This is a genomic window from Streptomyces triticirhizae, from assembly GCF_003696235.1.
In the GTDB taxonomy this organism is placed as follows: Bacteria; Actinomycetota; Actinomycetes; order Streptomycetales; family Streptomycetaceae; genus Streptomyces; species Streptomyces triticirhizae.
The window spans coordinates 15,816-42,406 of record NZ_RFFJ01000029.1; the positions used below are offsets into that span (position 1 = coordinate 15,816).

Sequence of the window (26,591 nt, forward strand, 5' to 3'; positions counted from 1 at the left end):
CCGGACCGTACCCCGTCAGCGGGGGGTCTGCCAGGCCAACGTGGTGCCGGCGCCGCCGATGCCGGGGCCGACCTCGGCGGTGCCGCCGAGCGACTCGGCCCGCCTGACCAGGTTCCGCAGCCCGCTCCGCCGCTGGCCGCCCGCGCCCATGCCGACGCCGTCGTCGGCGACGGTGAGCCGCACCGCCTCCCGGCCGTCGGGCTGGTGGGCGCGGGCGTCCACGGTCACCTCGACGCGGGAGGCGTTGGCGTGCCGGGCGGCGTTGGACAGGCCCTCGCGGAGCGCGGCCAGCAGGTTGCGGGCCACGCCCTCCTCGACGACCGAGTCGACCGGGCCGACGAACGAGACGGCCGGCCGGAAGCCCAGCAGCTGGGCGGCGGCGCCGGTCTCGCGGAGCACCCGGGTGCGCAGCCCGGTCGGGGCGTCGTCCGGGTGCTGCTGGAGGGCGAAGATCGCGGTGCGGATCTCCTGGATGGTGGCGTCCAGTTCGGTCGTGGCCTGGTCAACCCGCTGGCGCACGTCCTCGGACGAGGTGACCCGGCGCGCGCCCTCCATGATCAGGCCGACCGCGAAGAGCCGCTGGATGACCAGGTCGTGCAGGTCGCGCGCGATCCGGTCGCGGTCCTCCAGCACCGCCAGCAGCTCCCGGTCCCGGCGGGCCCTGGTCAACAGCAGGGCGAGGGCGGCCTGTTGGGCGAACTGGGTGGCGTTGGCCCGCTCCGGCACCGAGTAGGGCGGTGCCTCGCGGGACCTGGCCAGGGAGAGCACGCCCAGCGTGGTCTCGTCGCTGGTCAGCGGCAGCAGCATGTGCGGGCCGTAGGGCCCGCCGAGGTCCAGCGGCGGGGCGGCGTCGGCCGTGGGGCGGTCCCGGAAGACCGGGTCGCCGGCGAGCACCTGCCGCACCGTGGGGGAGTCGGCCGGAACGGTCGAGCCCAGCAGCCCGCCGGGATCGTCAGCGCAGACCGCGACCACGGTCAACCCGTCCTCCCCGTTGGGTTCGAGCACGGCGGCGACCGCCGCCCGGGCCAGCCGCCTGGCCTGCTCGGCGACCACGGCCAGGGCGTTGTCCTCCGGGTCCTCCGGCTCGGCGGAGAGCAGCGAGGTGGACAGCTCCAGGCTGCCGTCCAGCCAGCGGGCCTGCTGGCGCACCGCCTCGTGCAGCCGGGCGTTGCCCAGCGCGAGGCCGGCCTCGGCCGCCAACACCCGGACCAGCTCGCCGTCGGCCTCGGTGAACGTCCCGTGCGGCGGGTCGGTCAGCCAGATCGCGCCGGACTTGGCGCCGTGGACCAGGACGGGCGCCCAGAGCGTGGTGTCGGGGGACGGGCGGGCGCCCCGGCCGTCCAGCAGCGCGTGGAGCAGCGGCTCGGGGTCGTGCACGGGCGCCTGCCCGTGGGTGAGCAGCCGGTCGATCCGTTCCCCGTCGTCGCTGAGCACCGCGAGGGCGGCGTGGCCGGCGCCCGTCAGCTCCGCGGCGGCCCGGACGACCCGGGCCGGCACGGCCTCCGGTTCGCTGTCGCCGCCGAGCGCCGCCAGGGCCCTCAGCGGCTCCGCCACCTGCCGCATACCAGCAGCGTAAGGAGTCCGTTTCGTCGGCGAAAGTCGGTGGTGTCCCGACGGCGCTCGTCTCCGGGTTCAGCGGGCGCCCACCGGCTCCGGGCGCCCGCCCTCGGCCGCCGCCTCCCGCTCCAGCAGCGCGCGGAACGGGCCATCGACGGCGGCCAGTTCGGCCGGCGCCCCGCGCTGCGCCACCCGGCCGCCGTCCAGCACCAGCACCTCGTCCACCGCCTCGACGCCCGCCAGCCGGTGCGTGATCAGCAGGGCGGCGCGGCCCTCGGCGGCGGCCAGCAGGTCCCGGGTGAGGGCGTCGGCGGTGGCCAGGTCGAGATGCTCGGCCGGCTCGTCCAGCACCAGCACGGGAAAGTCCGCGAGCAGCGCCCTGGCCAGGGCCAACCGCTGCCGCTGCCCGCCCGACAGCCGCGCCCCGCCCTCGCCCACCGGGGTGTCCAGCCCCTCCGGCAGGGACTCCACCCACGCCAGCAGCCGGGCCCCCGCCAGGGCCGAGCGCAGCTCCGGCTCCGAAGCCGAGGGGCGGGCCAGCAGCAGGTTCTCCCGGAGGGTGCTGTCGAAGACATGGGCGTCCTGCGCGCACAGGCCGACCCAGCGGCGCACCGTCTCCCCGCGCAGCGCGGTGGCCTCGGTGCCGCCCAGCGTGTAGGTGCCCGCCTCGGGGTCGAGAAAGCGCAGCAGGCAGTGGGCCAGCGTGGTCTTCCCCGCGCCCGAAGCGCCAACGACCGCGATCCGCCGGCCCGGCGTCAGCTCCAGGTCGACGCCGCGCAGCGCCGGGACATCCTGCCCCGGGTGGCGCGCGGTCAGCCCGCGCAGCCGCAGCGGGAACGGGCCCGCCGGCGCCGGGGCCGGCCGCTCCGGCTCGGTCACCGGCTCCGGCGCGGTCAGCACCTCGCGCACCCGCTCGGCCGCGCGCCGGGAGCGCTGCCGCTGCTGAACGGCCAGCGGCAGCCCCGCCACCGCCTCGAACGCGGCCAGCGGCACCAGCACCACGGTGGCCAGCCAGACGCCGGCCAGCTCCCCGTTCGCCACCGCCGGCACCCCGAACCAGCCGGCGGCGGCGACCGTCGCCCCCGTGACCAGCACGGTCAGCCCGCCGGCGAGCGCGGTGACCCGCGCCGAGCGCCGGGCCAGCCGGGTCAGTTCGCCGTCCGCCTCGGCCACGGCCGCCCGCCGGCCCGGCAGCGCCCCGGCCACCAGCAGCTCGTCGGTCCCGGTCAGCAGCGTCACCACCCGCTCCGCCAGCACCCCGCGCGCCGGGGCCGTCCTGGCCTCGGCCCGCCGGGCCAGCGCGCCGGCCAGCGCCGGCACCGCTACGCCGGCCAGCAGCAGCCCGACGGCCAGCGCGGCGCCGGCCGCCGGCAGCAGCCAGCCGGTGAACAGCACGCTGGCGACGCCGACCGTGCCCGCCACGGTCACCGGCAGCAGCCAGCGCAGGAAGTAGTCCTGGAGCGCGTCCACATCGGCCACCATCCGGGAGAGCAGGTCGCCCCGGCCGCGCCGCCCCAGGCCGGCCGGCGCCAGCCGCTCCAGCCGCGCGTAGACGGCCACCCGCAGGTTGGCGAGCAGCCGCAGCACGGCGTCGTGGCTGAGCAGCCGCTCCGCATAGCGGAAGACCGCACGCCCCAGGCCGAAGGCGCGGGTGGCGGTGACCGCCACCAACAGGTAGAGCACCGGCGGCTGTTCCCAGGCCCGGGAGATCAGCCAGCCCGAGGTGGCCATCAGCCCCACCGCGCTGCCCAGCGCCAACGCGCCCAGCACCGTGGCCAGCGCCAGCCGGCCGCGCCCTCCCCCGGCCAGCCCCCGCACCCAGCGCAGCGCCGAGCCCTCGCCCGAGCCCCGCCCGGCCGGCGGCTCCGGCAGCGGAACGGCGTCCGCCGCGCCCGCGCCCGCCGCCGGGCGATGTTTCACGTGAATCATTCGGGCCGGGTCCGCCGGCCGTTCCGGGTGCGCCGGCCGCCCCAGCCGCACCGTCCGGTCGGCGATGGCCAGCAGCGCCGGCCGGTGGCTGACCAGCAGCACGGTCCGCCCGGCCGCGTGCCGGGCGATCGCCGCGACCACGGCCGCCTCGGTGGCCCCGTCCAACGCGGCGGTCGGCTCGTCCAGCAGCAGGACCGGCCGGTCGGCGAGGAACGCCCGCGCCAGCGCGACCCGTTGCCGCTGCCCCGCCGAGAGCCCAGCGCCGCCCGGGCCCAGCCGGAGCGCGGGGTCCAGCTCCCCGGCGGCCGCCTCGGCGAGCGCCGCCGCCACCTCGGCGTCGCCGGCGTCCGGGCGGGCCAGCCGCACGTTCTCCGCGACCGTGCCAGCGAAGAGCAGCGGGCGCTGCGGCACCCAGGCGATCCCCCGGTGCCAGGCGGCCAGGTCCAGCGAGGCCAGCTCGACCCCGCCCACCAGCACCCGCCCCGACTCCGGCCGCACCAGCCCCAACAGGGCCCGCAGCACCGTCGACTTGCCGCCGCCCGACGGGCCGGTCAGCGCCACCGTCTCGCCGGGCGCCACGCTCAGGCTGGTCTCGGGCAACGCGGCCTCCGCCGGCTCGGTGGGCCCGCCCGCCCGTTCCGGATAGCGCACCACCACGCGCTCCAGCCGGAGTTCGGGGAGCGCCGGCACCGGCGCGCTGCCCCGGGCCGGCGGCTCGGTCTCCAACACCGCGAAGACCTCCTCGGCCGCCGCCAGGCCCTCCTGCGCCGCGTGGAACCTGGCGCCCACCTGCCGCAGCGGCAGATAGACCTCGGGCGCCAGGACCAGCACCACCAGCGCGGTCTCGAGGTCGAGGTCGCCGTGGACCAGCCGCATCCCGATGCTGACCGCGACCAGCGCCACCGAGAGCGTGGCGAGCAGCTCCAGCGCGAACGAGGAGAGGAACGCGACCCGCAGGGTGCGCAGCGTCCCGCGCCGGTAGGAGTCGGTGATGGCGCGGATGTTCTCGGCCTGGGCCCGGGCCCGGCCGAAGACCCTGAGGGTGGCGAGGCCGGCGACCACGTCGAGGAAGTGGCCGGAGAGCCGGGACAGTTGGTGCCAGCGCCGGTCCATCTGGGCCTGGGTGGCCCAGCCGATCAGCACCATGAAGATCGGGATCAGCGGCAGCGTGACCACCATGATCCCGGCGGCCACCCAGTCCTCCGTCGCCACCCAGGCCAGCACCGCGAACGGCACCACCGCCGCGAGGCCCAGCTGCGGCAGATAGCGGCCGAAGTAGTCGTCGAGCGCGTCGATCCCCCGGGTGGCCAGCGCGGTCAGCTCCCCCGTCGGCCGCCCGTTGCGCCCGTGCGGGGTCAGCAGCGCGGCCCGGTCCGTCAGCAGCAGCCGCAGCCGCGAGGTGACCGAGGCGCCCGCCCGGTGCGCCAGCCAGTCGGTGGCGTAGCTGACCAGACCGCGCGCCAGCGCGGTGGCCGCCAACCAGCCCAGCCAGCCGCCGAGTTCGCCCAGGTCCTGGCCGGCCGTCACCGCGCCCGCGATCACCCGCGCGATCAGCAGCGCCTGTGCGACCAGCAGCCCCGCCTCCGCCAGCCCCAGCAGCACCGAGCCGACCAGCAGCCAGCGGGTCGCGGAGGCGTGGCGCAGCAGCCGGGGATCGACGGGCCTCATGCCGGGCTCCCGGTGCCGGCGCCCGCCGGCTCCGCGCCCGCGCCCGCCGGCTCCGCGCCGGCGCCATGGGCGGCCGGCGCCAGGTGCTGGGTGCCTATCCGCTTGCGGAAGACCCAGTACGTCCAGCCCTGGTAGAGCAGCACCAGCGGGGTGGCCAGCACCGCGCACCAGGTCATGATCCGCAGGGTGTACGGCGAGGAGGCCGTCTCGGCCGCCGTCAGCGACCAGGCCGGGTCCAGCGAGGAGGGCATCACGTCGGGGAAGAGCGTGAGGAACCACAGCGCGACCACCGCGACCACCAGCACCCCCGAGCTGAGGAACGCCCAGCCCTCCCGGCCCCTGGCGTTGGCCGCCAGCGCGCCGACCAGCGCCAGCACCGCCACGACCAGCGCCGGCGCCCCGCGCCAGGTGTCCGCCTCGGCCAGCGTCCAGCCGAGCCAGCCCACGGTCAGCGCGCCGCCGACCAGCCCCAGCCGCCCGGCCAGCCGCCGGGCCCGCGCCCGGATGTCGCCCACCGTCTTCAACGCGGCGAACAGCGCGCCGTGCAGGGTGAAGAGCGCCAGGCTCACGGCGCCGCCCACCAGCGCGTGGGGCGAGAGCAGATCGCCCACGTCGCCGACGAACTCGCCCTCGGCGTCGATCGGAACGCCCCGCACGATGTTGGCGAAGGCGACGCCCCACAGCACCGACACCACCAGCGAGGAGACGAAGATGGCGTGCTCCCAGCCGCGCTGCCAGCGCTCCTCGGGCCGCTTGGCGCGGTACTCGAAGGCCACCCCGCGCACGATCAGGCAGACCAGGATCAGCAGCAGCGGCAGGTAGAAGCCGGAGAACAGGGTGGCGTACCAGTCGGGGAAGGCGGCGAACGTCGCGCCGCCCGCGGTCAGCAGCCACACCTCGTTCCCGTCCCAGACCGGCCCGATCGTGTTGATCAGCACGCGCCGCTCGGCCCGGTCCCTGGCGAGGGTCCCGGTGAGCACGCCGATGCCGAAGTCGAACCCCTCAAGGAAGAAGTAGCCGACCCACAGCACGGCGATGACGACAAACCAGAGGGTGTGGAGTTCCATCCGAACGCTCCCTTCGCGTCTCGGTGCTTGGCTGTGCCGTCAGGAGGAGGTCAGTAGGAGAAGGCCATGGGACGGTCCTCCGACTCGGCGTCCGCCCGGGCGCCCGGCACGGACGGCGGCCCGCCGATCCGGGTCGGCGGATGGCGGTCGGCCTCGGTCAGCTCCGGCGGCCCGGCCTTCACATAGCGGATCATCAGCCGCACCTCGATCACCGCGAGCAGCCCGTACAGCGCGGTGAACACGACCAGCGAGGTGATCACCTCGCCCTGCGAGACGCCGGGGGAGACCGCGTCGGCCGTTCTCAACACCCCGTAGACCACCCAGGGTTGGCGCCCGGTCTCGGTGAAGATCCAGCCCCAGGCGTTGGCGACCAGTGGGAAGAGCATGGTGAGCGTGGCGATCCGCCAGTACCAGCGGGTCAGCCCCGCGCCCAGCGGGAGGTGGCGGGTGAGCGCCAGCCGGGGCACCTCGTCCTCCCCGGTCCTCAGCTCATCGCCCAGCAGGAACCGCCGCCTGGTCAGCCACAGCCCGGCCGCGCCGATCGCCGCCGAGGCCATGCCGAAGCCGATCATCCAGCGGAAGCTCCAGTAGGCCAGCGGGATGTTGGGCCGGTAGTCGCCCGGCCCGTACGCCTCCCGCATCGCCTCGTTGGTGTCGTTGATGCCGGGCACCGGGTCGCTGAAGTTGTCGTGCGCCAGGAAGGACAGCAGCCCGGGCAGCTCGACGCTGACCACGTTGTGCCCGGCGTCCACGTCGCCGACCGCGAAGAGCGAGAACGGCGCGGGCGCCTCGGTCTCCCAGAGCGCCTCGGCGGCGGCCATCTTCATCGGCTGCTGCTCGTACATGATCTTGCCGAGCCGGTCGCCGGTGAACGCGGTCAGCATCCCGGCGACCACCATGGTCACCAGCCCCAGCCGCAGCGAGGTGCGCATCACCGGTATGTGCCGGCGGCGCAGCAGGTGGAACGCGGAGATCCCGACCAGGAACGCGCCGCCCACCAGGAACGCCGCCGTGATGGTGTGCGCGAACTGGGCCACCGCCGTGTTCTGCGTCAACACCCGCACGATGTCGGTGAGTTCGGCGCGGCCGGTCTCCTCGTTGATGCGGTAGCCCACGGGGTGCTGCATCCAGGAGTTGGCGGCCAGGATGAAGTACGCCGACAGGACGCTGCCGGCCGCAACGGTCCAGATGGTGGCGAGGTGCAGCCTGGGCGGCAGCTTGTCCCAGCCGAAGATCCACAGGCCGATGAAGGTGGACTCGAAGAAGAACGCGATCAGCGCCTCGAAGGCGAGCGGGGCGCCGAAGACGTCCCCGACGAACCGCGAGTAGTCGGACCAGTTCATCCCGAACTGGAACTCCTGCACGATCCCGGTGACCACGCCCATGGCGATGTTGATCAGGAAGAGCTTCCCCCAGAACTTGGTGGCCCTGAGGTACTTCTCCCTGCCCGTGCGCACCCACGCCGTCTGGAGCCCTGCGGTCAGGCTGGCCAGGGAGAGGGTCAGCGGAACGAAGAGGAAGTGGTAGACGGTCGTGATGCCGAACTGCCACCGTGCCAACGTCTCCGGCGCGAGCGCGAGGTCCATGGGTCCGCTCCTGTGCTTGTGAACGTATTCACATTCACAAGCCATTATGCGCCGCGCTCTCCCCCGGGCTTCACCCGGGGTGTCCTTTTCGTGAAGGCGCGGTGTTCTCCCAGCTCAGCCGGGGTGCGACGGCCTCAGATCAGCTCGGCCCCGAGCCGCCGGCCAGAAACGCGCCCGCCACCGCCAGCACCAGGTCGTTCGCCTCCGGCTCGGCCACCGTGATCCGCACGCCCTCCCCGGGGAAAGGACGCACCGTGACGCCCCGCTCCTCGCAGCGCGCCGCGAACTCCGCCGTGGCCTCCCCCAACCGCAGCCACACGAAGTTGGCCTGCGACTCCGGCACCGTCCACCCCTGGGCGCGCAGCGCCTCGGTCACCCTGGTCCGCTCGGCGACCAGCGCCGCCACCCGCTCCAGCAGCGCCTCCTCCGAGCGCAGCGAGGCGATCGCTGCGTCCTGCGCGATCTGGCTCACCCCGAACGGCACCGCCGTCTTCCGCAGCGCCGCCGCCACCCTCGGGTGCGCCACCGCGTAGCCGACCCGCAGCCCGGCCAGGCCGTACGCCTTGGAGAAGGTGCGCAGCACACAGACGTTGGGCCGGTCCCGGTACAGCTCCACGCCGTCGGGCACCTCGGGGTCCCGGTTGAACTCCCGGTACGCCTCGTCCAGCACCACCAGCACGTCCGACGGCACCCGGTCGAGGAAGGCCAGCAGCTCGGCGCGGCGCAGGGCGGCGCCGGTCGGGTTGTTCGGGTTGCACACGAAGACCAGCCGGGTGCGGTCGGTGATCGCGTCCGCCATCGCCGGCAGGTCGTGCTCCTCCTCCGCCGTCAGCGGCACCCGGACCGAACGCGCCCCGGAGATCTGGACGACGATCGGATACGCCTCGAAGGACCGCCAGGCGTAGACCACCTCGTCGCCCGGGCCCGCCGTGGCCTGCACCAGCTGCTGGGCCACGCCCACCGAGCCCGTGCCGAGCGCGAGGTGGTCGGCCGGCACCGCCAGCCGCTCCGCCAACTCGGCGGTCAGGGCCGAACTGGCCAGATCCGGATAGCGGTTGAGCGCTCCGGCGGCGGCGACGGCCGTCTCCAGCACCCCCGGCAGCGGGGGGTAGGGGTTCTCGTTGGACGACAGCTTGAAGGTGCGGTCCGTCGCGGCCCTGGCCCGGCCGGGAACGTAGGCCGGCAGGCCGTCGAGCGCCGCGCGCAGCCGGGGGCCGACGCCCGCCGACGCGGCGCCTCGCGAGGAGTCCTGGGAGGGAGAAGGTTGAGCGGTCACCCGTTCACCCTAAGGGCGAGCCCGGCTCGCGCCACCCCGTCGGGCCGGCGCATCCGACCTGCTGCGCGCCCCCGTCGAGCTGCCGGCGCGCCGCACTCGATCGAGTGAGCCGAGCGACGTTGAAAGCCGGCGGCCCTCCCCTGCGGCCGCGCGCCGAGTGCGTCGAAGCCGGGACGCCTGACCTGGTGGATCTTCTGATCCCAGGCCGGGAGGCCGTGTTGACCATGCGGAAACGTCTGCTCGGGGGCCCGTTCACGCCCCCGAGAACCGCTCGTCTCCGGGCCTACCATCAGGTCGCCATGACAGCAGCGAAGCATCCGGTGCCACGGGCCAAGGGCCGCCGTACCAGCGGCAGGGCCGGCATTCGTGAGGTGGCGGCAGCGGCCGGCGTCTCCATCACGACTGTCTCCGACGCGCTCAACGGCAAGGGACGGCTGCCGGACACGACCCGCCGCCATGTGCGGGCCATCGCCGACCGCCTGGGCTACCGCCCTTCGGCCGCCGCGCGCACCCTGCGCACCGGCAAGTCCGGGCTGATCGGACTGACGGTCACCACCTACGGCGAAGAACCGTTCACCTTCACCGAGTTCGCCTACTTCGCGGAGATGGCCAGGGCGGCGACCTCCGCCGCGCTCGCCCGGGGCTACGCCCTGGTGATCCTGCCCGCCGCCTCCCAACACCGGGACTTCGACGTCTGGTCCAACGTCGCCCTCGACGGCACGGTGGTCATCGACCCCTCCGACCACGACCCGGTCGTCACCGAACTGGTGCGGCAGGGCATTCCGGTGGTCTCCGACGGCCAGCCGGGTGGCGACCTGCCCGTCACGGCCTGGGTGGACAACGACCACCAGGCCGCCGTCGCCGGGCTCCTCGACCACCTCGCCGCCGCCGGCGCCCGCCGGATCGGCCTGCTCACCGGGACCAGCACCGACACCTACACCCGGCTGTCCACCACCGCCTACCTCAACTGGTGCGAACGCGCCGGGCAGGAGCCCGTCTACGAGGCGTACCCCGCGCACGACCCGTGCGCCGGCGCCATGGCCGCCGACCGGCTGCTGGCCCGACCCGACCGGCCGGACGCGGTCTACGGGCTCTTCGACCCCAACGGCACCGACCTGCTCGCCGCCGCGCGCCGCTACGGCCTGCGCGTTCCGGACGACCTGCTGCTGGTCTGCTGTAGCGAGTCCACCGTCTACGCGGCGACCGAACCGCCCGTCACCACCCTCTCCCTCCAGCCGGGCCGCATCGGGACCGCCGTGATCCAGCTGCTGATCGACGCCATCGAGGGCGGCGAGACCGGCCGCGTTCCGCAGTTCCGGATGATGCCCACCGAGCTTCTGGTGCGCGCCTCCTCGCAGCCGGGGGCGCGCCGCACCGAGCGCGCGACTGTGGCAGCCCCCCGCAAGCCCCCTGCCGTCGAACGATAGTTTCGGGTAAACAGTTACCGGCCTGGCAACGGTCTCCCCCAGGTGTGTCACAACTGGCCACCGGGATTCCTATGATGGGCGAACGGCATGGGGACCCGGCCCGATCGTTCGGGTCCCGCAGGTGGAGGCGGCGCGCAGTGGTGGAGGGGTCGATGACTCAGGGGGCCGACCAGGGACCAGTGGCGGGGCGCGGCACGCCCCCGGGCGGCGCCGAGGCGACTCCCGATCTGTATACGCCGACCCTGCCGGACATCCCGGTCATGGACGGCGGCGTCGGCCCGCTCTACGTGGTCGGCGACGTGCACGGCTATCTGGACGAGCTGAGGGTCGCGCTGCGCGAGGCCGGCCTGACCGACGCCGACGACCACTGGGCCGCGGGCAACGCGCGGCTGTGGTTCCTGGGCGACTTCACCGACCGTGGCCCGGACGGGGTCGGCGTGCTGGACCTGGTGATGCGGCTCTCCGCCGAGGCCGCCGCCGCCGGCGGGTACTGCAAGGCCCTGCTGGGCAACCACGAGCTGCTGCTGATCGGGGCCAGCCGCTTCGCCGACACCCCCGTGGACTCCGCCGCCGGCACCGCGTCCTTCCAGGCCGCCTGGATGCTGAACGGCGGCCAGCGCACCGACATGGAGCGGCTGCGCGACCACCACATCCAGTGGATGTCCCGGCTCGACTCGATGGCGGTCGCCGACGGGCACCTGCTGGTGCACTCCGACACCACCTCCTACCTCGACTACGGCAGCGCCGTCGACGACGTGAACGACGCGATCTGGCAGGCGTTGCAGCGCAACGACGTCGGCGAGACCTGGGAGCTGTTCCGCAAGTTCACCAAGCGGTTCGCGTTCCGCGACGAGGACGGGCCCGGCGCGGTGCGCGAGTTGCTCGACACCTTCGGCGGCAAGCGCGTCGTGCACGGGCACAGCCCCATTCCCTATCTGACGGGGGAGACGGGCGGCTCGGACGCCGACCCGGACGGCGCGGGCGAGGACGCCCCGCCCGGCGTCGAGGGGCCCCACGTGTACGCCGACTCCCTGGCCATCGCCATGGACGGCGGGGTGACCATGGGCGGCAAACTGCTGGTGGCGCGGCTGCCGTTGCCCGACCAGGACCGGGCGTAGCCGCTCGCGCGCGGGTCCCCGCGCCGGTTCGGGGGCGCGCGTTGTCTTCGGGGCGCGCGTCGCGCCGCCCGTGCCTGCCGGTTGGGGCGGGAGGTGTGGGTGGGGCGTGGCTGGGCAGGGGATGGGGGGACGATAGGGCGGAGTCGTACGAACTCCGGCTATTTTCCTGTCCGAATCGCGCCTGGCCCTTTACCATCTTGGTCCCTGGCTCACGTCCTTGTTCAACAGCTCTCTGCCTGAGTGCATCTGGGGGCGCCCATGAACAGCCCAGTCGAACTGCCGGCCGGTGACCGGTCCGAGGTCGAGCGGGTGCTTGAGGAGGCGCTGCGCGCTGCCCGGCTGGCCGCCGACGTGGGGCCGGAACGCATGGCGCGCGTGCGGGAGTTGGCGTTGGCCGCGCTGCCCGAGATCCTGCTCTCCGCCGAGCCCCAGTACCGACGGTTCGCGGCGCTGCGCGAGCGCCTCCGCGAGGCGGACGGCCGGGAACGTGGCGCCGGCGCGGCGGTCGGCGGCGACGGGGGCGGCGGCCGTCGCGGCAGCGGCGGGCTGTTGGTCGCGTTCGCGCTGGTTCCGGTGTTGGCGGGCATCAGCGCGGTGATCTTTCTGCTGCTCGGGTACGCGCTGCGGCTGGCCAGCCCCGAGCCGGCGGTGGCCTCCTCGATGCGCTCGGTGGGTTGGGCGTTCGCGCTCCTGGCGTCGGGAGGCGCGCTGGTCGCGGTGGGCGCGCTGCTGGTGGCGGCGGTGCGCAACGGCTCCACCTCGATCAGGGCCTCGGCGCCCGCCGCGAGCGTGGCGTTGACCCAGGAGGTCGCCGTCGCCCGCGCCGAGTGGCGCCGGGCGCTGCTCGACCAGGGGTTCAACCCGCTGCTGCGGCGGGAGTTGGCCGACGCGCCCCCGCCGGAGGGGCGCACCCCGCGACTCCGTTACAGCAGCCCGCACTTCAGCAGCCCGGAGTTCTCCAGCGGCGACGACTAGCCCTGGCCGGGCCGGCGCCTTCGGCCTGGCGGCCTGGTGCGCTGTGTCCGGTGGCTGAACGGCGGCGACGGTCGTCGTTCGTCGGATGGTCCGGCCGTCGGGTGGCGTCGCCCGCGTGGCCAACGGGCCGAGCGACGGCGGTCGTTCCGTTGCTGGCCGGGCGGTCGGCGACGGGTTCTCCGGCGGGCCGGCCGCGGTGGTCGTTCACCGTGCGGCTGCGAGCCGTTGCCTGCTGAGGTGCGCCGCTGCTCAACCGGACGAGCGGTGACGGTCGTTCACCGGGTGCTTCGGCAACGGGTGCCGCGTCCGGCGGCGCCGACAGCCCGGTGGCCCGCGGCCAACCCTTGCCAAGAAGAGGCTCAGCGGCCCTGCGGCCTCCGGCCGTTCCGCGAAAGCCTCGCGATCAACGGTCCCGCGCGCAGCGGCGATACGACCCCTTCCCAAGTCCCAGCGGCCAGCGCCCGTTGGGCACGCCCCGCACGGGCCGGCCGCCGGCGGTGCCCGTTCCCCGAAAGCCCAGCGGCCAGCGTCACGCGTCACGTGGGGAGGAGCAGCAGGCGTTCGATTGTCTGGGCGACGCCGTCGTTCTCGTTGGTGTCGGTGTGGTGGGCGGTGGCCGCCAGGACGGCGGGGTGGGCGTTGGCCATCGCGTAGCCGGTGCCGGCCCAGGTCAGCATCTCCAGGTCGTTGGGCATGTCGCCGAAGGCGACGACCCGCGACGGGTCGATGCCGGCGCGTTCGCAGCGCAGCGCCAGCGTCGTGGCCTTGCTGACGCCGGGCGCGCTGATCTCCAGCAGCGCCGAGGGGCTCGACCGGGTGGACTCGGCCCACCGGCCGGTCGTCTCCCTGGCCAGGGTCAGGAACGCGTCGGGGGCGAGGGTGTCGTGGTGGGCCAGCAGCTTGAGCACGGGGGCGCCCCGGTAGGTGTCGCCCTCGGCCAGCAACTTGTCGACGGGCGCCACCTCGATCGCCGGGTCCATGGTCATCGGCGGGTAGCCGGGCTCCTGGTGGATGCCGATGGTGCGTTCAACGGCGAACGTCGTTCCCGGGGCCGCCGTGCGCAGCGCGTGCACCACGGCCAGCGCGTTCTCCCTGGGCAGGGGGCGCACCTCGATCAGCCGCGCGTCGTTCCGCAGGTCGACCACGGCCGCGCCGTTGCCGCAGATGGCGACGCCCTCGCCGTGGAGGTGTTCGCTGACCACCTCCATCCAGCGCGCCGGGCGGCCGGTGACGAAGACGACGCGGATGCCGGCCGCCGTGGCGGCCGCGAGCGCCGCCGCCGTGCGGGGCGAGACGGTCTTGTCGTGGCGCAGCAGGGTGCCGTCGAGGTCGGATGCGATGAGTTGGGGGCGTAGGGAGGGCGTGGCGGGCTCGGGAAGTACTGGCACAGTCACCCAGCATATGCGCGCACTTCCGTGCGGTGACTCACTCGTCTGTGCGCCCCCCTCGCTTGTCGGGAAGCGGCGGTACCGTGCCAGGAAAGGGCCTACGCTTGCTGCTCATGGCTGTCTCCCCCGAGCCTGCGCTGCGGCTTTCCACCGTGATCCTGCCCGTCCACCGTTGGGCCCAGGGCGGGCGACAGCGATGGGAGCGCGCCGAGGAGTTGGGCTTCCACACCGCCTACACCTATGACCATCTCTCCTGGCGGAGCTTCCGCGACCGCGCCTGGTTCGGGGCGCTGCCCACGCTGACGGCGGCGGCCGTCGTCACCGAGCGGCTGCGGCTGGGCACGCTGGTCACCTCGCCCAACTTCCGCCATCCGGTGCCGCTGGCCAAGGAGTTGCTCAGCCTCGACGACATCTCCGGCGGCCGCGTCACGCTGGGCATCGGCTCGGGCGGCACCGGCTTCGACGCCACCGCGCTCGGGGACGACGCCTGGACGCCGAGGGAACGGGCCGACCGGTTCGCCGAGTTCCTGCGGCTGCTGGACCGGGTGCTCAGCCGGGGCGGCGAGGGGGACGAGGCCGAGCCCGCCGCCGGCGTCTCGTTCCGGGGCGACTTCTACTCGGCGCACGAGGTGCGCAACCAGCCCGGCTGTGTGCAACGGCCCAGGCTGCCCTTCGTGGTCGCGGCCGCCGGGCGGCGCGGGATGGGGCTGGCCGCGCGGCACGGGCAGGGCTGGGTCACCACGGGCGACCCCAAGACGCTGGGCAACGACGCCAGCCCGGCCGACTACCGGGCCGGCCTGGCCCGGCAGTTGGAGCTGTTGGACAGCGTCTGCGAGGACAGCGGCCGGCAGCCGGGCGACGTGCGGCGGGTGCTGCTGGACTCCAGCGACCGCCCGGCGGGCGTCGGCACGCTCGACTCGGTGGACGCCTTCGTCGATCACGCCGGGCATCTGGTCGAGCTGGGCTTCGACGAACTCGTCGTGCACTGGCCGGTCGAGGACTCCGTCTTCGCCACGGACCCCGAGGTCTTCGAGCGGATTGCCCTGGAGGGAATGGCGCAGGTCAGGGGATAGACGGTAGTCCTTTGGTAGGGGGTCGGGCGGCGTTGGTCGGCCAGTGGTCTGAGTGTTGGCCCCTAGGGGCTGGACCAGAGGATGCCTACTGAGGGCTGACGCGCGAGACGAAGGTCACGGCTACCGTCGTGGTCGTGAGCGTGATTGAAACCAACGGCTTGACCAAGCGGTATCCCCGGGTGACCGCGTTGGACGGCCTGACCATCGACATCCAGCCCGGGGTCACCGGCCTGGTCGGTGCCAACGGTGCGGGGAAGTCCACCCTGATCAAGATCCTGTTGGGACTGGCCCCGGCGACCGAGGGGACTGCGAGCGTCCTCGGCCTCGACTCGGCGGCCCAGGGCGAGACGATCCGGGCGCAGGTGGGCTACATGCCCGAGCACGACTGCCTGCCGCCCGATGTGAGCGCCACCGAGTTCGTGGTGCACATGGCCTGCATGTCCGGCCTGCCGCGCACGGCGGCCCGGGAGCGGACGGCCGACACGCTGCGCCACGTCGGGCTCTACGAGGAGCGGTACCGGCCCATGGGCGGGTACTCGACGGGCATGAAGCAGCGGGTCAAGCTGGCACAGGCGCTGGTGCACGACCCGAAGCTGGTGCTGCTGGACGAGCCGACCAACGGGCTCGACCCGGTCGGCAGGGACGAGATGCTCGGCCTGATCCGCCGCATCCACAGCGACTTCGGCATCTCCGTGCTGGTGACCTCCCATCTGCTGCGGGAGTTGGAGCGCACCAGCGACCACATCGTGGTCATCGACGGCGGCCGGCTGCTGCGTTCGCAGACCACGGCGAGCTTCGTCGAGGCCACGGCCTCGCTCGCCGTCGAGGTCACCGACAGCGACGCGCACCCGGACGGGACGGCGGCGCTGCGCACCGCGCTGGCGGCGGCCGGCGTGGAGACGGTGACGACCCCGGGCCGGCAGATCCATCTTGAGATCACGGACGAGAGCGTCTACGACGTGGTCAGGGACGCCGTCGTCGAACTCGGCCTGGGCCTGGTGCGGATGGAGCGCGGGCGGCACGAGATCGCCGAGGTGTTCCGCTCGCGCGGCGCCGAGGACGCCGCCGACCAGGCAGCCGACGTCAGCAACGCGGAGGTCACCCGATGAGCACCGGCACGGATGCCCGCATCCACAACATCGGCTACCGCAACTACACGGGCGAGCGCCTCGGGATCTCCTACGCGCGGCGCGCGCTCTTCACGCACTCGCTGCGCGGCTCCTTCGGCCTCGGCCGGTCGGCCCGCTCCAAGGTGCTGCCGATGGGCCTGTTCGCGATCATGATGGCGCCCGCGGTGGTGATGGTGGCCATCGCCGCCTTCGTCGGGCTCGACGAGCTGCCCATCGAGTACACGAGCTACGCGCTGTTCATGCAGCCCATCGTGGGGCTGTACGTGGCGCTCGCGGCGCCGCAGATGGTCTCGCTCGACCTGCGGTTCAAGGTCACCCCGCTGTACTTCTCGCGCCCGATCGAGCGCCGCGACTACGTGGTAGCGAAGTACGCGGCGCTCTGCTGCGCGATCTTCCTCTTCGTGGCGCTGCCGCTGGTCCTCGCCTATGTCGGCGGGCTGCTGGCCGACCTGGGCTTCGCCGAGCAGACCAGGGGCTTCGCCCAGGGCATGGCGCTCTCGGTGCTCTTCGCCCTGTTGCACGCGGCGCTCGCGCTCTGGGTCGCCAGCCTCACCCCGCGCCGTGGCTTCGGCGTGGCCGCCGTGATCGGGGTGTTGACCATCCCGTACTTCGCGGTCACCGCGCTTCAGGCCGTCGCCTACGAGCAGGGCAGCGAGAACGCGGTCGGCTGGATAGGTCTGTTCTCGCCCGGGTCGCTGATCGACGGCATCCAGTCCTCGTTCCTCGACGGCAGGTCGGGCTACCCGTACGAGCAGACGCCGACCGACGGGGCCGGGTTCGCGTTGCTGGCGATGGCGATCCTCGTCACCGTCGTCTGCTACCTGCTGCTGGGACGCCGCTACCGAAAGGCCGGGCTGTGACCACCCTCCATATCACCAACACCTCACGCTGGTTCGGCAACGTGGTGGCGGTCAACGACATCACGATGACGATCGGCCCGGGCGTCACCGGCCTGCTCGGCCCCAACGGCGCCGGCAAGTCCACGCTGATCAACATGATGAGCGGCTTCCTGGCGCCCTCCGCCGGCACGGTCACCCTCGACGAGAAGCCGATCTGGCGGAACGCCGACTGCTACCGGCAGATCGGCCTCGTGCCCGAGCGCGAGGGGATGTACGACTACCTCACGGGCGGCGAGTTCGTGCTGGCCAACGCCGAGTTGCACCAGCTGCCCGACCCGAGGGCGGCGGCGGCCGAGGCCCTGGCCACGGTCGAGATGACGCACGCCGCCGACCGCCGCATCGACACCTACAGCAAGGGGATGCGGCAGCGGGTCAAGATGGCCTCCGCCCTGGTGCACCACCCGTCGGTGCTGCTGCTGGACGAGCCGTTCAACGGGATGGACCCGAGGCAGCGGCTCCAACTCATGGATCTGCTGGCCAAGATGGGCGACGAGGGCCGCACGGTCCTGTTCTCCTCGCACATCCTGGAGGAGGTCGAGCAACTCGCCAGCCACATCGAGGTGGTCGTCGCCGGCCGGCACGCGGCCTCGGGCGACTTCCGCAAGATCCGCCGGCTGATGACCGACCGGCCGCACCGCTATCTGATCCGCTCCAGCGACAACAGGGCGCTGGCCGCCGCGCTGATCGCCGACGCCTCCACCTCGGGCATCGAGGTGGACGTGGCCGAGGACGCGCTGCGGGTGCAGGCCGTGGACTTCGCGCGCTTCACGGAGCGGCTGCCCTCGCTCGCCAGGGAGCGGGACATCAGGCTGCTGACGGTCGCGCCGTCCGACGAGTCCCTGGAGAACGTCTTCTCCTACCTGGTGGGGACGTGACGACGATGCCTCGACTGCTTCGACCTCTTCGACTGCCTCGACTTCGCCGTTCCGCCCGCCCGTCGGCCGCGCCGCGCCGCGTGGCCCTCCGCCGGCGTTCCGCCCTCGACTCGGCGCACCGCCGTTAAGGAGCCCCTCCGCGATGTACAACCACACCGTCGCCCGGCTCACCTACCGGGCCCTGCTCGGCCGTCGCCGGGTGTTGATCCTGATCGCCCTGCCCGCGCTGCTGTTGACGATCTCGCTGGCCGTCCGGCTGATCGGTGGCAGCGACGACGGGGCGGCCGTCGAGGTGTTGGGCGGCTTCGCCCTCGCCTCCATGGTCCCGCTGATCGGCGTCGTCGCCGGCACGGGGGCCATCGCGCCGGAGATCGACGACGGATCGATCGTCTATCTGCTGGCGAAGCCGCTGCCACGGCGCACCATCATCCTGACCAAGCTGACCGTCGCGATCGCCGTGACCGTCGCCTTCACCACGGCGCCGATCCTGGTGTCCGGGCTGATCCTCAACGGCAACAGTCAGGGCATCGCCTCGGCCTACACCGTCGCGGCCGCCGTCGCGGCCGTCGCCTACAGCGCGATCTTCCTGCTGCTGGGCACGGTCTCGCGGAACGCGGTGGTCTTCGGGCTGATCTACGCGCTGGTCTGGGAGGCGCTGTTGGGCAGCACGCTGCCCGGGGTGCGCACGCTCAGCGTGCAGCAGTGGTCGTTGTCCCTGGCCGAGGGGATAGCCGCCTCGGGCGCCGACGTCACGTCGGACGTGGCGCTGCCGTTGGCGCTGGTGCTGCTGGTCGCGGCCACGGTGCTCGGCACGTGGTACTCGATACGCCGCCTGACGGCGCTGACGGTCACCGGCGACGGGTAGCCCTGCGGGCGGCTTCGGGGAGCGCGCGGCGCGCCGCGCGGTGCGCTGGCCGCGCGGGCTGGGGGGTGCGCGCGGTGCGCTGGCCGTGCGGGCGTGCGCGCGAAGCGCGGGGCGGTGGCGCTTCGCGCGGGGCTGGTCGTAGGCCGGGTGCCCGGCGGGCCGGGGGCCTCCCGGTGGGTGGTCGATGACGGGCCAGGGCCCCGGCGGGTTGGCGGGCCACCAGCCGGGTCGGGGCATTCCGTGGTGGGTTGGGCGGGTTGCTGGCCGGGGCGGTGTAGCGCTTCGGGGCGGGGGCCGGTTGGTTGGGTGCCACTCCGGTGCCGGGTGGCGCTGCGGGCCGGTGCGGGGTGGGAAGGCTGCTCGAAGTGTCGCGATGATGCCGGGTGTTCAGGCGTGGCGCGACGGCGGAGTCGGCGTTCCGGCAAGGGCCGGGAGCCCGCCGCCGGCGGGCGGTGGCGGGTGATCCAAGGTCCGGACCGAGGCCGAGGGTTGGCGTTCCGGCAGCGGGGGCGAACTCCCGCTCAGGGCCGGGAGAAGGGGGACGGGGCCGGGCGCCGGGCCGTGGGGCCCCGGCGGCCGGCGGTTCTCCCCGTCCCGGAGGGCGGGGGCACCGGGCCCGAACGGTCAGGAGCCGTCCGTGGGTTGGTCGGTGATGGTCAGCGCCAGGTCGTGGTCGCCGGTGTAGCGCACGCGGAGGCGGACCGGGCCGCGCTTGGGGTGGGGCAGGTCGAGCGCCGGGAAGAGGTCCGTCCTGCGGCGGTCCACCGCGTCGCCGCCGATGCGGGCGACCAGCGCGCCGGTGCCGTCCGGCGCCCGCAGCGACAGCCGCCAGTCGCTGCGCGACGTCGTGTGCGCCGCCAGCGCCGCCTCGTGGGGGATGGTGAGCAACAGGCCCGAGGCGCCCTCGGGTTGGCACTCGACGGCGAACCCGGGGCCCGCGTTCTCGCCCACCCCCTCGGCCAGCGCCGTCCACGCCCCGACGGCGACGCCCCCCGGGCCCATCGGCAGCGCCCGCACCCCCACGGCGTCCCCGTCGAGGAGCACCTCCGTCACCTCGGCGTGGGCCGGACGCAGCCAGCTGCGCACCGTGAGGTTGCCGTCCTTGGTGCGGTACGGAATCCACGCGGTCACCCCCCGCGCGCCGACCTGGGGGAGCGCCCCGACGAGGGCGGCCTGGCGCACCTGGTCGGCGGCCACCCGCAGCGCCCTGCCGGCGACGTCGCGCCCGAGGAAGAAGTCCCAGCGCCCCTCGGGGAGTTCCAGGCTCTCCGGGCCGAGCAGCAACTCCACCCGGCGCGTGCCGCGCACCCTCGGCAGCGGCAGCAGGATCTCCCGCCCCAGCGCGTCATGGCGTCGGCGCAGCAGCAACTCGCCCTCGCCCCTGGGCAGCGACCGCCCGTCCAGCGAGACGCGCACACCGCCGTCCGCCTCGCTCTCGCCGTATCCCCGGGGCCGCCCTCCCGGCGCCGACGAGCGGCGCCAGATCCGCGACAGCCCGCCGAGCCACCCGCCCCTCGGCTCCTGCGGCCGTTCCGGCCCGGCGCCCGAGGCGTTCGGGGCCCACTCCCGGAAGAGTTCCTCGTACCGCGCCGCGATCACCGCCGGGTCGTAGGCGGCGGCCGACGCCCGCCCCGCCGCCGCCAGCCGGCCGCGCAGCGCCTCGTCCGCGAGCAGCGGACGCAGCGCCTCGGCCAGCGCCGCGCTGCCGCCCGCCAGCGGCGACAACACCCCGTTCTCGCCATGGGAGATGATCTCTCCCGGGCCGTGCGGGCAGTCCGTGGCCGCCACCGGAACCCCGCACCGCATCGCCTCCACGATGGTCAGCCCGAAGGACTCGGCGTCCGAGGAGACGGCGGCCACCGCGCCCTTGACCCACTCGGTCTCGATCGGCGAGGCCGCCCCCATCAGCCGCGCGCGGTTGTGCAGGCCGAGTTCGCCGATGCGCCGGCGCAGGTTGTCCCGTTCCACGCCCCGGCCGTAGATCCGGAGTTCCCAGTCGGGGAACTCCGGCGCCAACTCGGCGAACGCGTCGATCAGTCGGTCGTAGCGCTTCACCGGCGCGAGCCGGCCGGCCGCCACGATCACCCGGGAGTCGCCGCCGGCCGGCGGGACGGCGGGGGCGGGGGAGCAGTTGGGCACGCTGACCACCCGGACCGGGGCGTCGGCCAGGACCTCGGCGTACCGCTGGGCGTCCGCCGCCGAGACGCAGACCAGCGCGTCCAACTCCCGCGCGGCGGACAGCTGTACGGCCCTGGCGCGCTTGGCCCTGGCGTCGTAGGTGACGTGCTCCTGGGCGACCCGCAGATAGCGCGGCTGGCCGAGGCGCGCGAGATAGACGTTGAGCGTCGGCCGGGTCGAGATCACCACGTCGGCGTCGACCCGCTCCAGGAACTCCCCCATCCGAAGGTCGCTGAGCCGGGAGGGCGCGACCCGCCCGTAGTTCATCGGCAGCTCGGCGAAGACGGCGCTGGGCTCGGCGGGTTCGGGCCCCTGGCCCGCCGCGTCCCTGGCCCCGGGGCGCAGGTCGATCAGCGGGGTGATCCGCACCCGGGGGTCGAAGCGCAGGCTCGGCGTGGTGCGCGAGCGGTAGAGGCTGGCGATCCGCACGCTGTGCCGTTCGGCCAGGGCGCCGGAGAGATTGGCCACCGAGCGGATGGTGCCGCCAATCCCATAGGCGTTGTTCAACAGAAAAACAATCTTCACATGGCCCCCCAACATCGAACACGGCTCCGCTACTGGCGGTTCGACGGGGCGTAACTCCGGGCGGTTCCCTGGCGGCGCGCGCCCCCGGCGGCGCCCGGGTGCGAGGGGCGTGGGTCAACGTCCCCGGGTCAGCAGCCGTTCCAGCACCAGCGCGATGCCGTCCGCGTCGTTGCCCTCGGTGACCTCGTCGGCCGCCGCCCTCACCTCGGGGTGCGCCCCGCCCATCGCCACGGAGTGGCCGGCCCAGGCGAACATCGACAGGTCGTTGGGCATGTCCCCGAACGCGATGGCCTCGGCCGCCCGCACCCCCAGCCGGCGCGCGGCCAGCGCGAGCCCGGTGGCCTTGCCGAGCCCCAGCGGCAGCACCTCGACCAGGCCCTCTCCGGAGACCACGAGCCCCACCGCGTCGCCGACCTCGGCCGTCGCCGCGGCGGCCAACTCGTCGTCGCCCCAGGTGGGATGGCGCAGATAGAGCTTGATCAACGGCTCGGCGAAGAGCGCCGCACGCTCCCGCGCCCGCTGCGGCGCGTCCGGCCCCGGGCCCGTTCCCGCGTCCTCGCCGAAGCCGCTGCCCGGCCCGGTGTGGAAGCGTTCGTCCATCACCACCTGCCCGTTCAGCCCGTCGCGGTTGGCCGCGACGCCCAACGGGCCGAACGCCGCCTCAAGGCGCGTGACCACGGCCCTGGCCAGCGCGCGGTCCAGGGTCACCGAGGTCACCAGCCGGTCCTCGCCGGCGTGGTACAGCTGCGCGCCCTGGCCGCAGACGGCCAGCCCCTCGTAGCCCAGGTCCCTCAGGATGTGCCGGGTCCAGGCCACGCTGCGCCCCGTGGCCACGACGTGCAGCGCGCCGGCGGCGACCGCCGCGCGCAGCGCCGCCCTGGTGCGCGGCGAGATCGACTCGTCCGTGCGTAGCAGCGTCCCGTCCAGGTCGGTCGCGATCAGCCGGTAGGGGAACGGGCCGCCGGGCCCGGCCGGTTGGGCCGGAACGGGAGCCCCGGCGAGCGGCCCGGGGCGCGCGTGGCTCATCGGGCGACCGGCTCCAGCACCTCACGCCCGCCGAGGTGAGGACGCAACACCTCGGGCACGTACACCGAGCCGTCCGCCCGCTGGTGGTACTCCAGCAGCGCCACGATGGTCCGGGAGACCGCGCACAGCGTGCCGTTCAGCGTGGCCAGCGGCCGGGTGCGGCCCGCCTCGCGCATCCGGACCTGGAGCCGACGCGCCTGGAAGTCCGTGCAGTTGGAGGTCGAGGTGAGCTCGCGGTACCGGCCCTGCGTGGGGAACCACGCCTCGCAGTCGTACTTGCGGCTGGCCGAGGAGCCCAGGTCGCCGCTGGCCACGTCGATCACGCGGAACGGCAGCTCCAGCGAGGTCAGCCACTGCTTCTCCCAGCCGAGCAGCCGCTCCAGCTCGTCCTCGGCCTCCTCGGGCGCGACGAACGAGAACATCTCGACCTTGGTGAACTGGTGCACCCGGAAGATGCCCCGGGTGTCCTTGCCGTAGGAACCGGCCTCCCTGCGGTAGCACGGCGAGAGGCCGGCGTAGCGCAGCGGCAGCTGGTCGGCCTCGATGATCTCGTCCATGTGGTAGGCGGCCAGCGGGACTTCGGATGTGCCGACCAGGTAGTAGTCGTCCTGCTCCAGGCGGTAGACGTCCTGCGCCGCCTGCCCCAGGAAGCCGGTGCCCTCCATGGCGCGCGGTCGCACCAGGGTCGGCGTGACCATCGGAACGAAGCCGGCGGCGGTGGCCTGCGCGATCGCCGCGTTCACCAGGGCCAGTTCCAGCAGCGCGCCGTCGCCGCGCAGATAGGCGAAGCGGGAGCCGGAGACCTTGGCGGCGCGCTCGGTGTCGATGGCGCCCAGCGCCTGACCCAGCTCCAGGTGGTCGCGCGGGGTGATGCCCTCGGCCGCGAAGTCCCTGATCTCGCCGATGGTCTCGCGCACCGTGAAGTCGTCCTCGCCGCCCACCGGAACGTCCGGGTGGACCACGTTGGAGAGCTGGAGCAGCAGCGCCTCCGCCTCGGCCGCGGCCTCCTCGCGCTCGGCGTCGGCCGCCTTGACCTCCGCCGACAACGCGCCGGCGCGGGCGAGCAGTTCGGCCTTCTCCTCGCCCTGCGCGCGCGGGATGAGCTTGCCCAGCCGCTTCTGCTCGGCGCGCAGCTCGTCGAAGCGCGTTCCGGAGGACCTGCGCCGCTCGTCGGCGGACAGCAGCCGGTCCACCAGGTCGACGTCTTCACCACGGGCGCGCTGCGAGGCGCGCACCAGGTCCGGGTTCTCGCGGAGCAGTCGAAGGTCAATCACGTCCGACAGGCTACCGGGCCCCTGTCGGGCCCTGAAACGGAAAAGCCCGCCGGGCTGTTTCGCCTGTTTTGTCCCATGAATCGCCGGCGCCGGCAAACCGGCCCGTTGGCCTCGGCGGCCGTTCCCCGGGGCCCGTCGGCCGCCCGCCCATCGCCTTGTCCGCCGCCTCGTCCACGGCTCTGTCCACCGCCGCCGGAAAGTTATCCACAGGCCCGGGCCCCGGCCTGTGGATGAACGGCAGTCGATCTTCGACCCCGCCGAGCGTGCGGCGGATAATTCCCCGCCCAAACCGCTGTCATTCGCACTTCCGGGGGAATCCACGAGAATCTCTGGGAAACTCGCTCGCTCTCAGGAGTTATTCGGAGTGATTCGGGTGACGAAAAGCGGCTCATTGCGCGATGGGTGACGTGCTGCACAGTATCCGGATATGGGCCTAATGCCCGTTTCTCCGAACGCTCCCGCGTATCGACTTATACACAGCCACGGTGGGTGCCCTGTGGATAACCTGCCGAACAGTCCACAGGCCAGCGGCCCCGACGGCGCGCACCTCCGGGACCCGCCGTCCGCGCCGCCCGCCTCAGGCCGGTCCTGGCCGGCCGTCCAGGCACCGGGTCAGCCAGTCGGAGGCCGCCAGGAAGTCCGCGTCCCGCGTCCCCTCGACCACCGTCGGCCGCACCTGGTCCGCCCTCGGGTAGGAGCCCAGGAACCGCACGTCCGAACAGAGCCGCCGCAGCCCCATCAACGACTCCCCCACCCGGCGCTCCGCGACATGCCCCTCGCAGTCGACGGAGAAGCAGTACTGCCCGATGCCCTTGCCGGTCGGCCGCGACTCGATCCGGCTCAGGTTCACCCCCCGGGTCGCGAACTCCTGGAGCACGTCCAGCAGCGCGCCCGGATGGTCCTCGCGCAGCCACAGCACCACCGAGGTCTTGTCCGCCCCGGTCGGCGCCGCCGGCCGGGCCGGGCGGCCCACCAGCACGAAGCGGGTGGTCGCGTTGTCCGCGTCGTGGATGCCGGTCACCAGCGGCGTCAACCCGTAGGTCGCGGCGGCGAACTCGCCGGCGAACGCCGCGTCGAACCGTCCCTCCTGCACCAGCCGCGCGCCGTCCGCGTTGGAGGCCGCCGACTCCCAGACCGCGTCCGGCAGATGCCTCCCCAGCCAGCCGCGCACCTGCGGCTGGGCCACCGGGTGCCCGGTCACGGTCTTGACGTCCTCCAGGCTGGTGCCCGGCCGCACCAGCAGCGCGAACGCGATCGGCAGCAGCACCTCCCGGTAGATCATCAGCGGCTCCCCGGTGGCCAGTTCGTCCACCGTGGAGGTCACCCCGCCCTCCACCGAGTTCTCGATCGGCACCAGCGAGCCGGCGGCCTCACCCACCCGCACCGCGTCCAGCGCGGCCGGCACCGAGATCATCGGGATCAACGCCCGGGTCGCCGCCTCCGGCAGCGTGCGCAGCGCGGCCTCGGTGAACGTCCCCTCGGGGCCCAGGTAGGTGTAGCGGCTCGCAGAAGTCATAGCAGTCACGGTAGCCCCGTCCGGGTCCCGGGGACGCGGCGCTTCAGCCTTCGAGAAGACGCTGGCCGACATACTCGTCCTCCGCCGCACCGCCGGGCACGGCGAACAGCCCGCTCGCCTCGTGCCGTACGAACGCGCTGAGCGCGTCCCCCCGGTCCAACTTCCGCTGCACCGTGACGAACGACCGCAGCGGGTCCGCCTGCCAGCAGACGAACAGCAGCCCGGCGTCCGGCGCCCCGTCCTCGCGGAACCCGTCGTCGTAGGAGAACGAGCGCCGCAGCATCGTCGCCCCGCCGTTGCTCTCCGGCGCTGTCACCCGCACATGCGCGTTGGCCGGGATCACCGGGGAGCCGTCCGGGTTCGTCGCCGCCAGGTCCACCGGACTGGTCTCGCTCCCCCCGGTCAACGGCGCACCGTCGGACCGCCGCCGGCCCAGCACCCGTTCCCGCTCCTCGCCCGTCAGCCCCTCCCAGTCGTCCAGCAGCATCCGGATGCGGCGCACCACCGCGTAGGAACCGCCCGCCATCCACGCCGGCTCGCCGTCCGCCGGCACGAAGACGTGCCGCTCGAAGTCCGGGTCGTCCGGGCTCGGGTTGTTGGTGCCGTCGACCTGACCCATCAGGTTCCGCCCGGTCATCGGCCGCGCGGTGGCCCCCGGGCTGCGGTGGAACCCGGCCATCCGCCAGCGGACCCGCGCCGTCCCCTCGGCGGCCCGCCGCACCGCGCGCAGCGCCTCGAACGCCACCAGCGGGTCGTCGGCCCCGATCTGCACCCACAGGTCCCCGTTCGACCGCGCCTCGTCCAGCGCGTCCTGGGAGAACGCGGGCAGCGGGCGCAGTGCCTCGGGGCGCAGCGCGGTCAGTCCGGTGGCATCGAAGAAGCCGTGCCCGAAGCCGAAGGTGAACGTCAGCGACGCCGGTCCCGCGTCGTCAGCGATGCCCGTGCCCGCCTCGTCGGGACGGCCGGCCATCAGCGCGGCGGCCAGCGTCGACCAGCGGCGCAGCAGCGCGGCGGCGCCGCGCCTGCCGGCGTCGTCCACCAGGTCGAAGGCGACCAGATGGCTCCGCGACTGGAGGGGCGTGGTGATCCCCGGCTGATGAACGCCGTGAAACGGAACCGTCGTGCTGCCCAGGGTGCTCAGCGCCGGCTCGCCCGGCTCGGAGGCGGCGGCCTGGCCGAACGCGCCGCCGGCCGCGCCGGCGGCGAGGCCGGCGACCCCGGTCGCGGTGGCGGTGCCGA

At 73.9% G+C, this 26,591-nt stretch carries 19 protein-coding genes; 8 read left to right on the plus strand and 11 right to left on the minus strand.

What is annotated here, in order from left to right:
• Positions 1-15 precede the first annotated feature (15 nt).
• From EBN88_RS08160 to hisC, 5 genes are all read right to left on the minus strand, one after another.
• The gene (locus EBN88_RS08160) at positions 16-1,563 is read right to left on the minus strand and encodes a sensor histidine kinase (RefSeq protein ID WP_122183125.1); all 1,548 of its coding nucleotides are present in this window, start codon (positions 1,561-1,563) and stop codon (positions 16-18) included.
• Positions 1,564-1,632: 69 nt separating this feature from the next.
• Entirely contained in the window at positions 1,633-5,154 is a 3,522-nt protein-coding gene (cydD, locus tag EBN88_RS08165; RefSeq protein ID WP_122183126.1) for a thiol reductant ABC exporter subunit CydD, read from the minus strand.
• Positions 5,151-6,221: a cytochrome d ubiquinol oxidase subunit II gene (gene cydB, locus EBN88_RS08170; protein WP_122183127.1), complete on the minus strand. Its 1,071-nt coding sequence runs from the start codon at positions 6,219-6,221 to the stop codon at positions 5,151-5,153. Before cydB ends, cydD begins: the two co-directional genes overlap by 4 nt.
• Positions 6,222-6,271: 50 nt before the next feature.
• A complete protein-coding gene (locus EBN88_RS08175; protein ID WP_122183128.1) occupies positions 6,272-7,807 on the minus strand; it encodes a cytochrome ubiquinol oxidase subunit I in 1,536 nt (511 codons plus the stop codon).
• 139 nt (positions 7,808-7,946) lie between these two features.
• Positions 7,947-9,014 carry a histidinol-phosphate transaminase gene (hisC, locus tag EBN88_RS08180; RefSeq protein ID WP_233580531.1) on the minus strand — a complete coding sequence of 356 codons (1,068 nt, stop codon included), beginning with the start codon at positions 9,012-9,014 and terminating at the stop codon, positions 7,947-7,949.
• Between the two features lie 368 nt (positions 9,015-9,382).
• Between hisC and EBN88_RS08185 the strand changes: the two genes are divergently transcribed.
• The 3 genes from EBN88_RS08185 (at position 9,383) to EBN88_RS08195 (ending at position 12,603) form a co-directional block, all read left to right on the plus strand.
• Positions 9,383-10,510 (plus strand): LacI family DNA-binding transcriptional regulator, encoded by a 1,128-nt coding sequence (locus EBN88_RS08185; RefSeq protein ID WP_122183130.1) that lies wholly within the window; start codon positions 9,383-9,385, stop codon positions 10,508-10,510.
• A gap of 152 nt (positions 10,511-10,662) precedes the next feature.
• Positions 10,663-11,628 (plus strand): metallophosphoesterase, encoded by a 966-nt coding sequence (locus EBN88_RS08190; protein ID WP_233580529.1) that lies wholly within the window; start codon positions 10,663-10,665, stop codon positions 11,626-11,628.
• A 258-nt stretch (positions 11,629-11,886) separates the two neighbouring features.
• Positions 11,887-12,603 carry a hypothetical protein gene (locus EBN88_RS08195; RefSeq protein ID WP_122183132.1) on the plus strand — a complete coding sequence of 239 codons (717 nt, stop codon included), beginning with the start codon at positions 11,887-11,889 and terminating at the stop codon, positions 12,601-12,603.
• Positions 12,604-13,139: 536 nt separating this feature from the next.
• Here the strand turns inward: EBN88_RS08195 and EBN88_RS08200 are convergent.
• Entirely contained in the window at positions 13,140-13,991 is an 852-nt protein-coding gene (locus EBN88_RS08200) for an HAD family hydrolase (protein ID WP_233580530.1), read from the minus strand.
• 113 nt (positions 13,992-14,104) lie between these two features.
• On the opposite strand from EBN88_RS08200, the gene EBN88_RS08205 reads away from it, so the two are divergent.
• From EBN88_RS08205 to EBN88_RS08225, 5 genes are all read left to right on the plus strand, one after another.
• Positions 14,105-15,064, plus strand: coding sequence for an LLM class flavin-dependent oxidoreductase (locus EBN88_RS08205; protein WP_122183142.1), 960 nt, complete (start codon positions 14,105-14,107; stop codon positions 15,062-15,064).
• 134 nt (positions 15,065-15,198) lie between these two features.
• On the plus strand, positions 15,199-16,173 hold the full coding sequence (locus EBN88_RS08210; RefSeq protein WP_122183143.1) for an ABC transporter ATP-binding protein: 975 nt from the start codon (positions 15,199-15,201) through the stop codon (positions 16,171-16,173).
• The gene (locus EBN88_RS08215) at positions 16,170-17,054 is read left to right on the plus strand and encodes an ABC transporter permease subunit (RefSeq protein WP_122183134.1); all 885 of its coding nucleotides are present in this window, start codon (positions 16,170-16,172) and stop codon (positions 17,052-17,054) included. Before EBN88_RS08210 ends, EBN88_RS08215 begins: the two co-directional genes overlap by 4 nt.
• On the plus strand, positions 17,051-17,968 hold the full coding sequence (locus tag EBN88_RS08220) for an ABC transporter ATP-binding protein (protein ID WP_122183135.1): 918 nt from the start codon (positions 17,051-17,053) through the stop codon (positions 17,966-17,968). Before EBN88_RS08215 ends, EBN88_RS08220 begins: the two co-directional genes overlap by 4 nt.
• Before the next feature lie 142 nt (positions 17,969-18,110).
• Positions 18,111-18,833 carry an ABC transporter permease subunit gene (locus EBN88_RS08225; protein ID WP_122183136.1) on the plus strand — a complete coding sequence of 241 codons (723 nt, stop codon included), beginning with the start codon at positions 18,111-18,113 and terminating at the stop codon, positions 18,831-18,833.
• A gap of 624 nt (positions 18,834-19,457) precedes the next feature.
• On the opposite strand, the gene EBN88_RS08230 is transcribed toward EBN88_RS08225, so the two are convergent.
• The 5 genes from EBN88_RS08230 to efeB form a co-directional block, all read right to left on the minus strand.
• Positions 19,458-21,536 carry a glycosyltransferase gene (locus tag EBN88_RS08230; RefSeq protein WP_122183144.1) on the minus strand — a complete coding sequence of 693 codons (2,079 nt, stop codon included), beginning with the start codon at positions 21,534-21,536 and terminating at the stop codon, positions 19,458-19,460.
• Positions 21,537-21,650: 114 nt separating this feature from the next.
• Positions 21,651-22,562 (minus strand): HAD family hydrolase, encoded by a 912-nt coding sequence (locus EBN88_RS08235; protein WP_122183137.1) that lies wholly within the window; start codon positions 22,560-22,562, stop codon positions 21,651-21,653.
• Entirely contained in the window at positions 22,559-23,836 is a 1,278-nt protein-coding gene (gene serS / locus EBN88_RS08240) for a serine--tRNA ligase (protein WP_122183138.1), read from the minus strand. The genes EBN88_RS08235 and serS overlap by 4 nt, the downstream gene beginning before the upstream one ends.
• Before the next feature lie 577 nt (positions 23,837-24,413).
• On the minus strand, positions 24,414-25,352 hold the full coding sequence (gene pheA / locus EBN88_RS08245) for a prephenate dehydratase (RefSeq protein WP_122183139.1): 939 nt from the start codon (positions 25,350-25,352) through the stop codon (positions 24,414-24,416).
• Positions 25,353-25,395: 43 nt separating this feature from the next.
• Positions 25,396-26,591 (minus strand): iron uptake transporter deferrochelatase/peroxidase subunit (efeB, locus tag EBN88_RS08250; protein WP_122183140.1); only part of this gene is annotated, 1,196 nt, incomplete at its 5' end.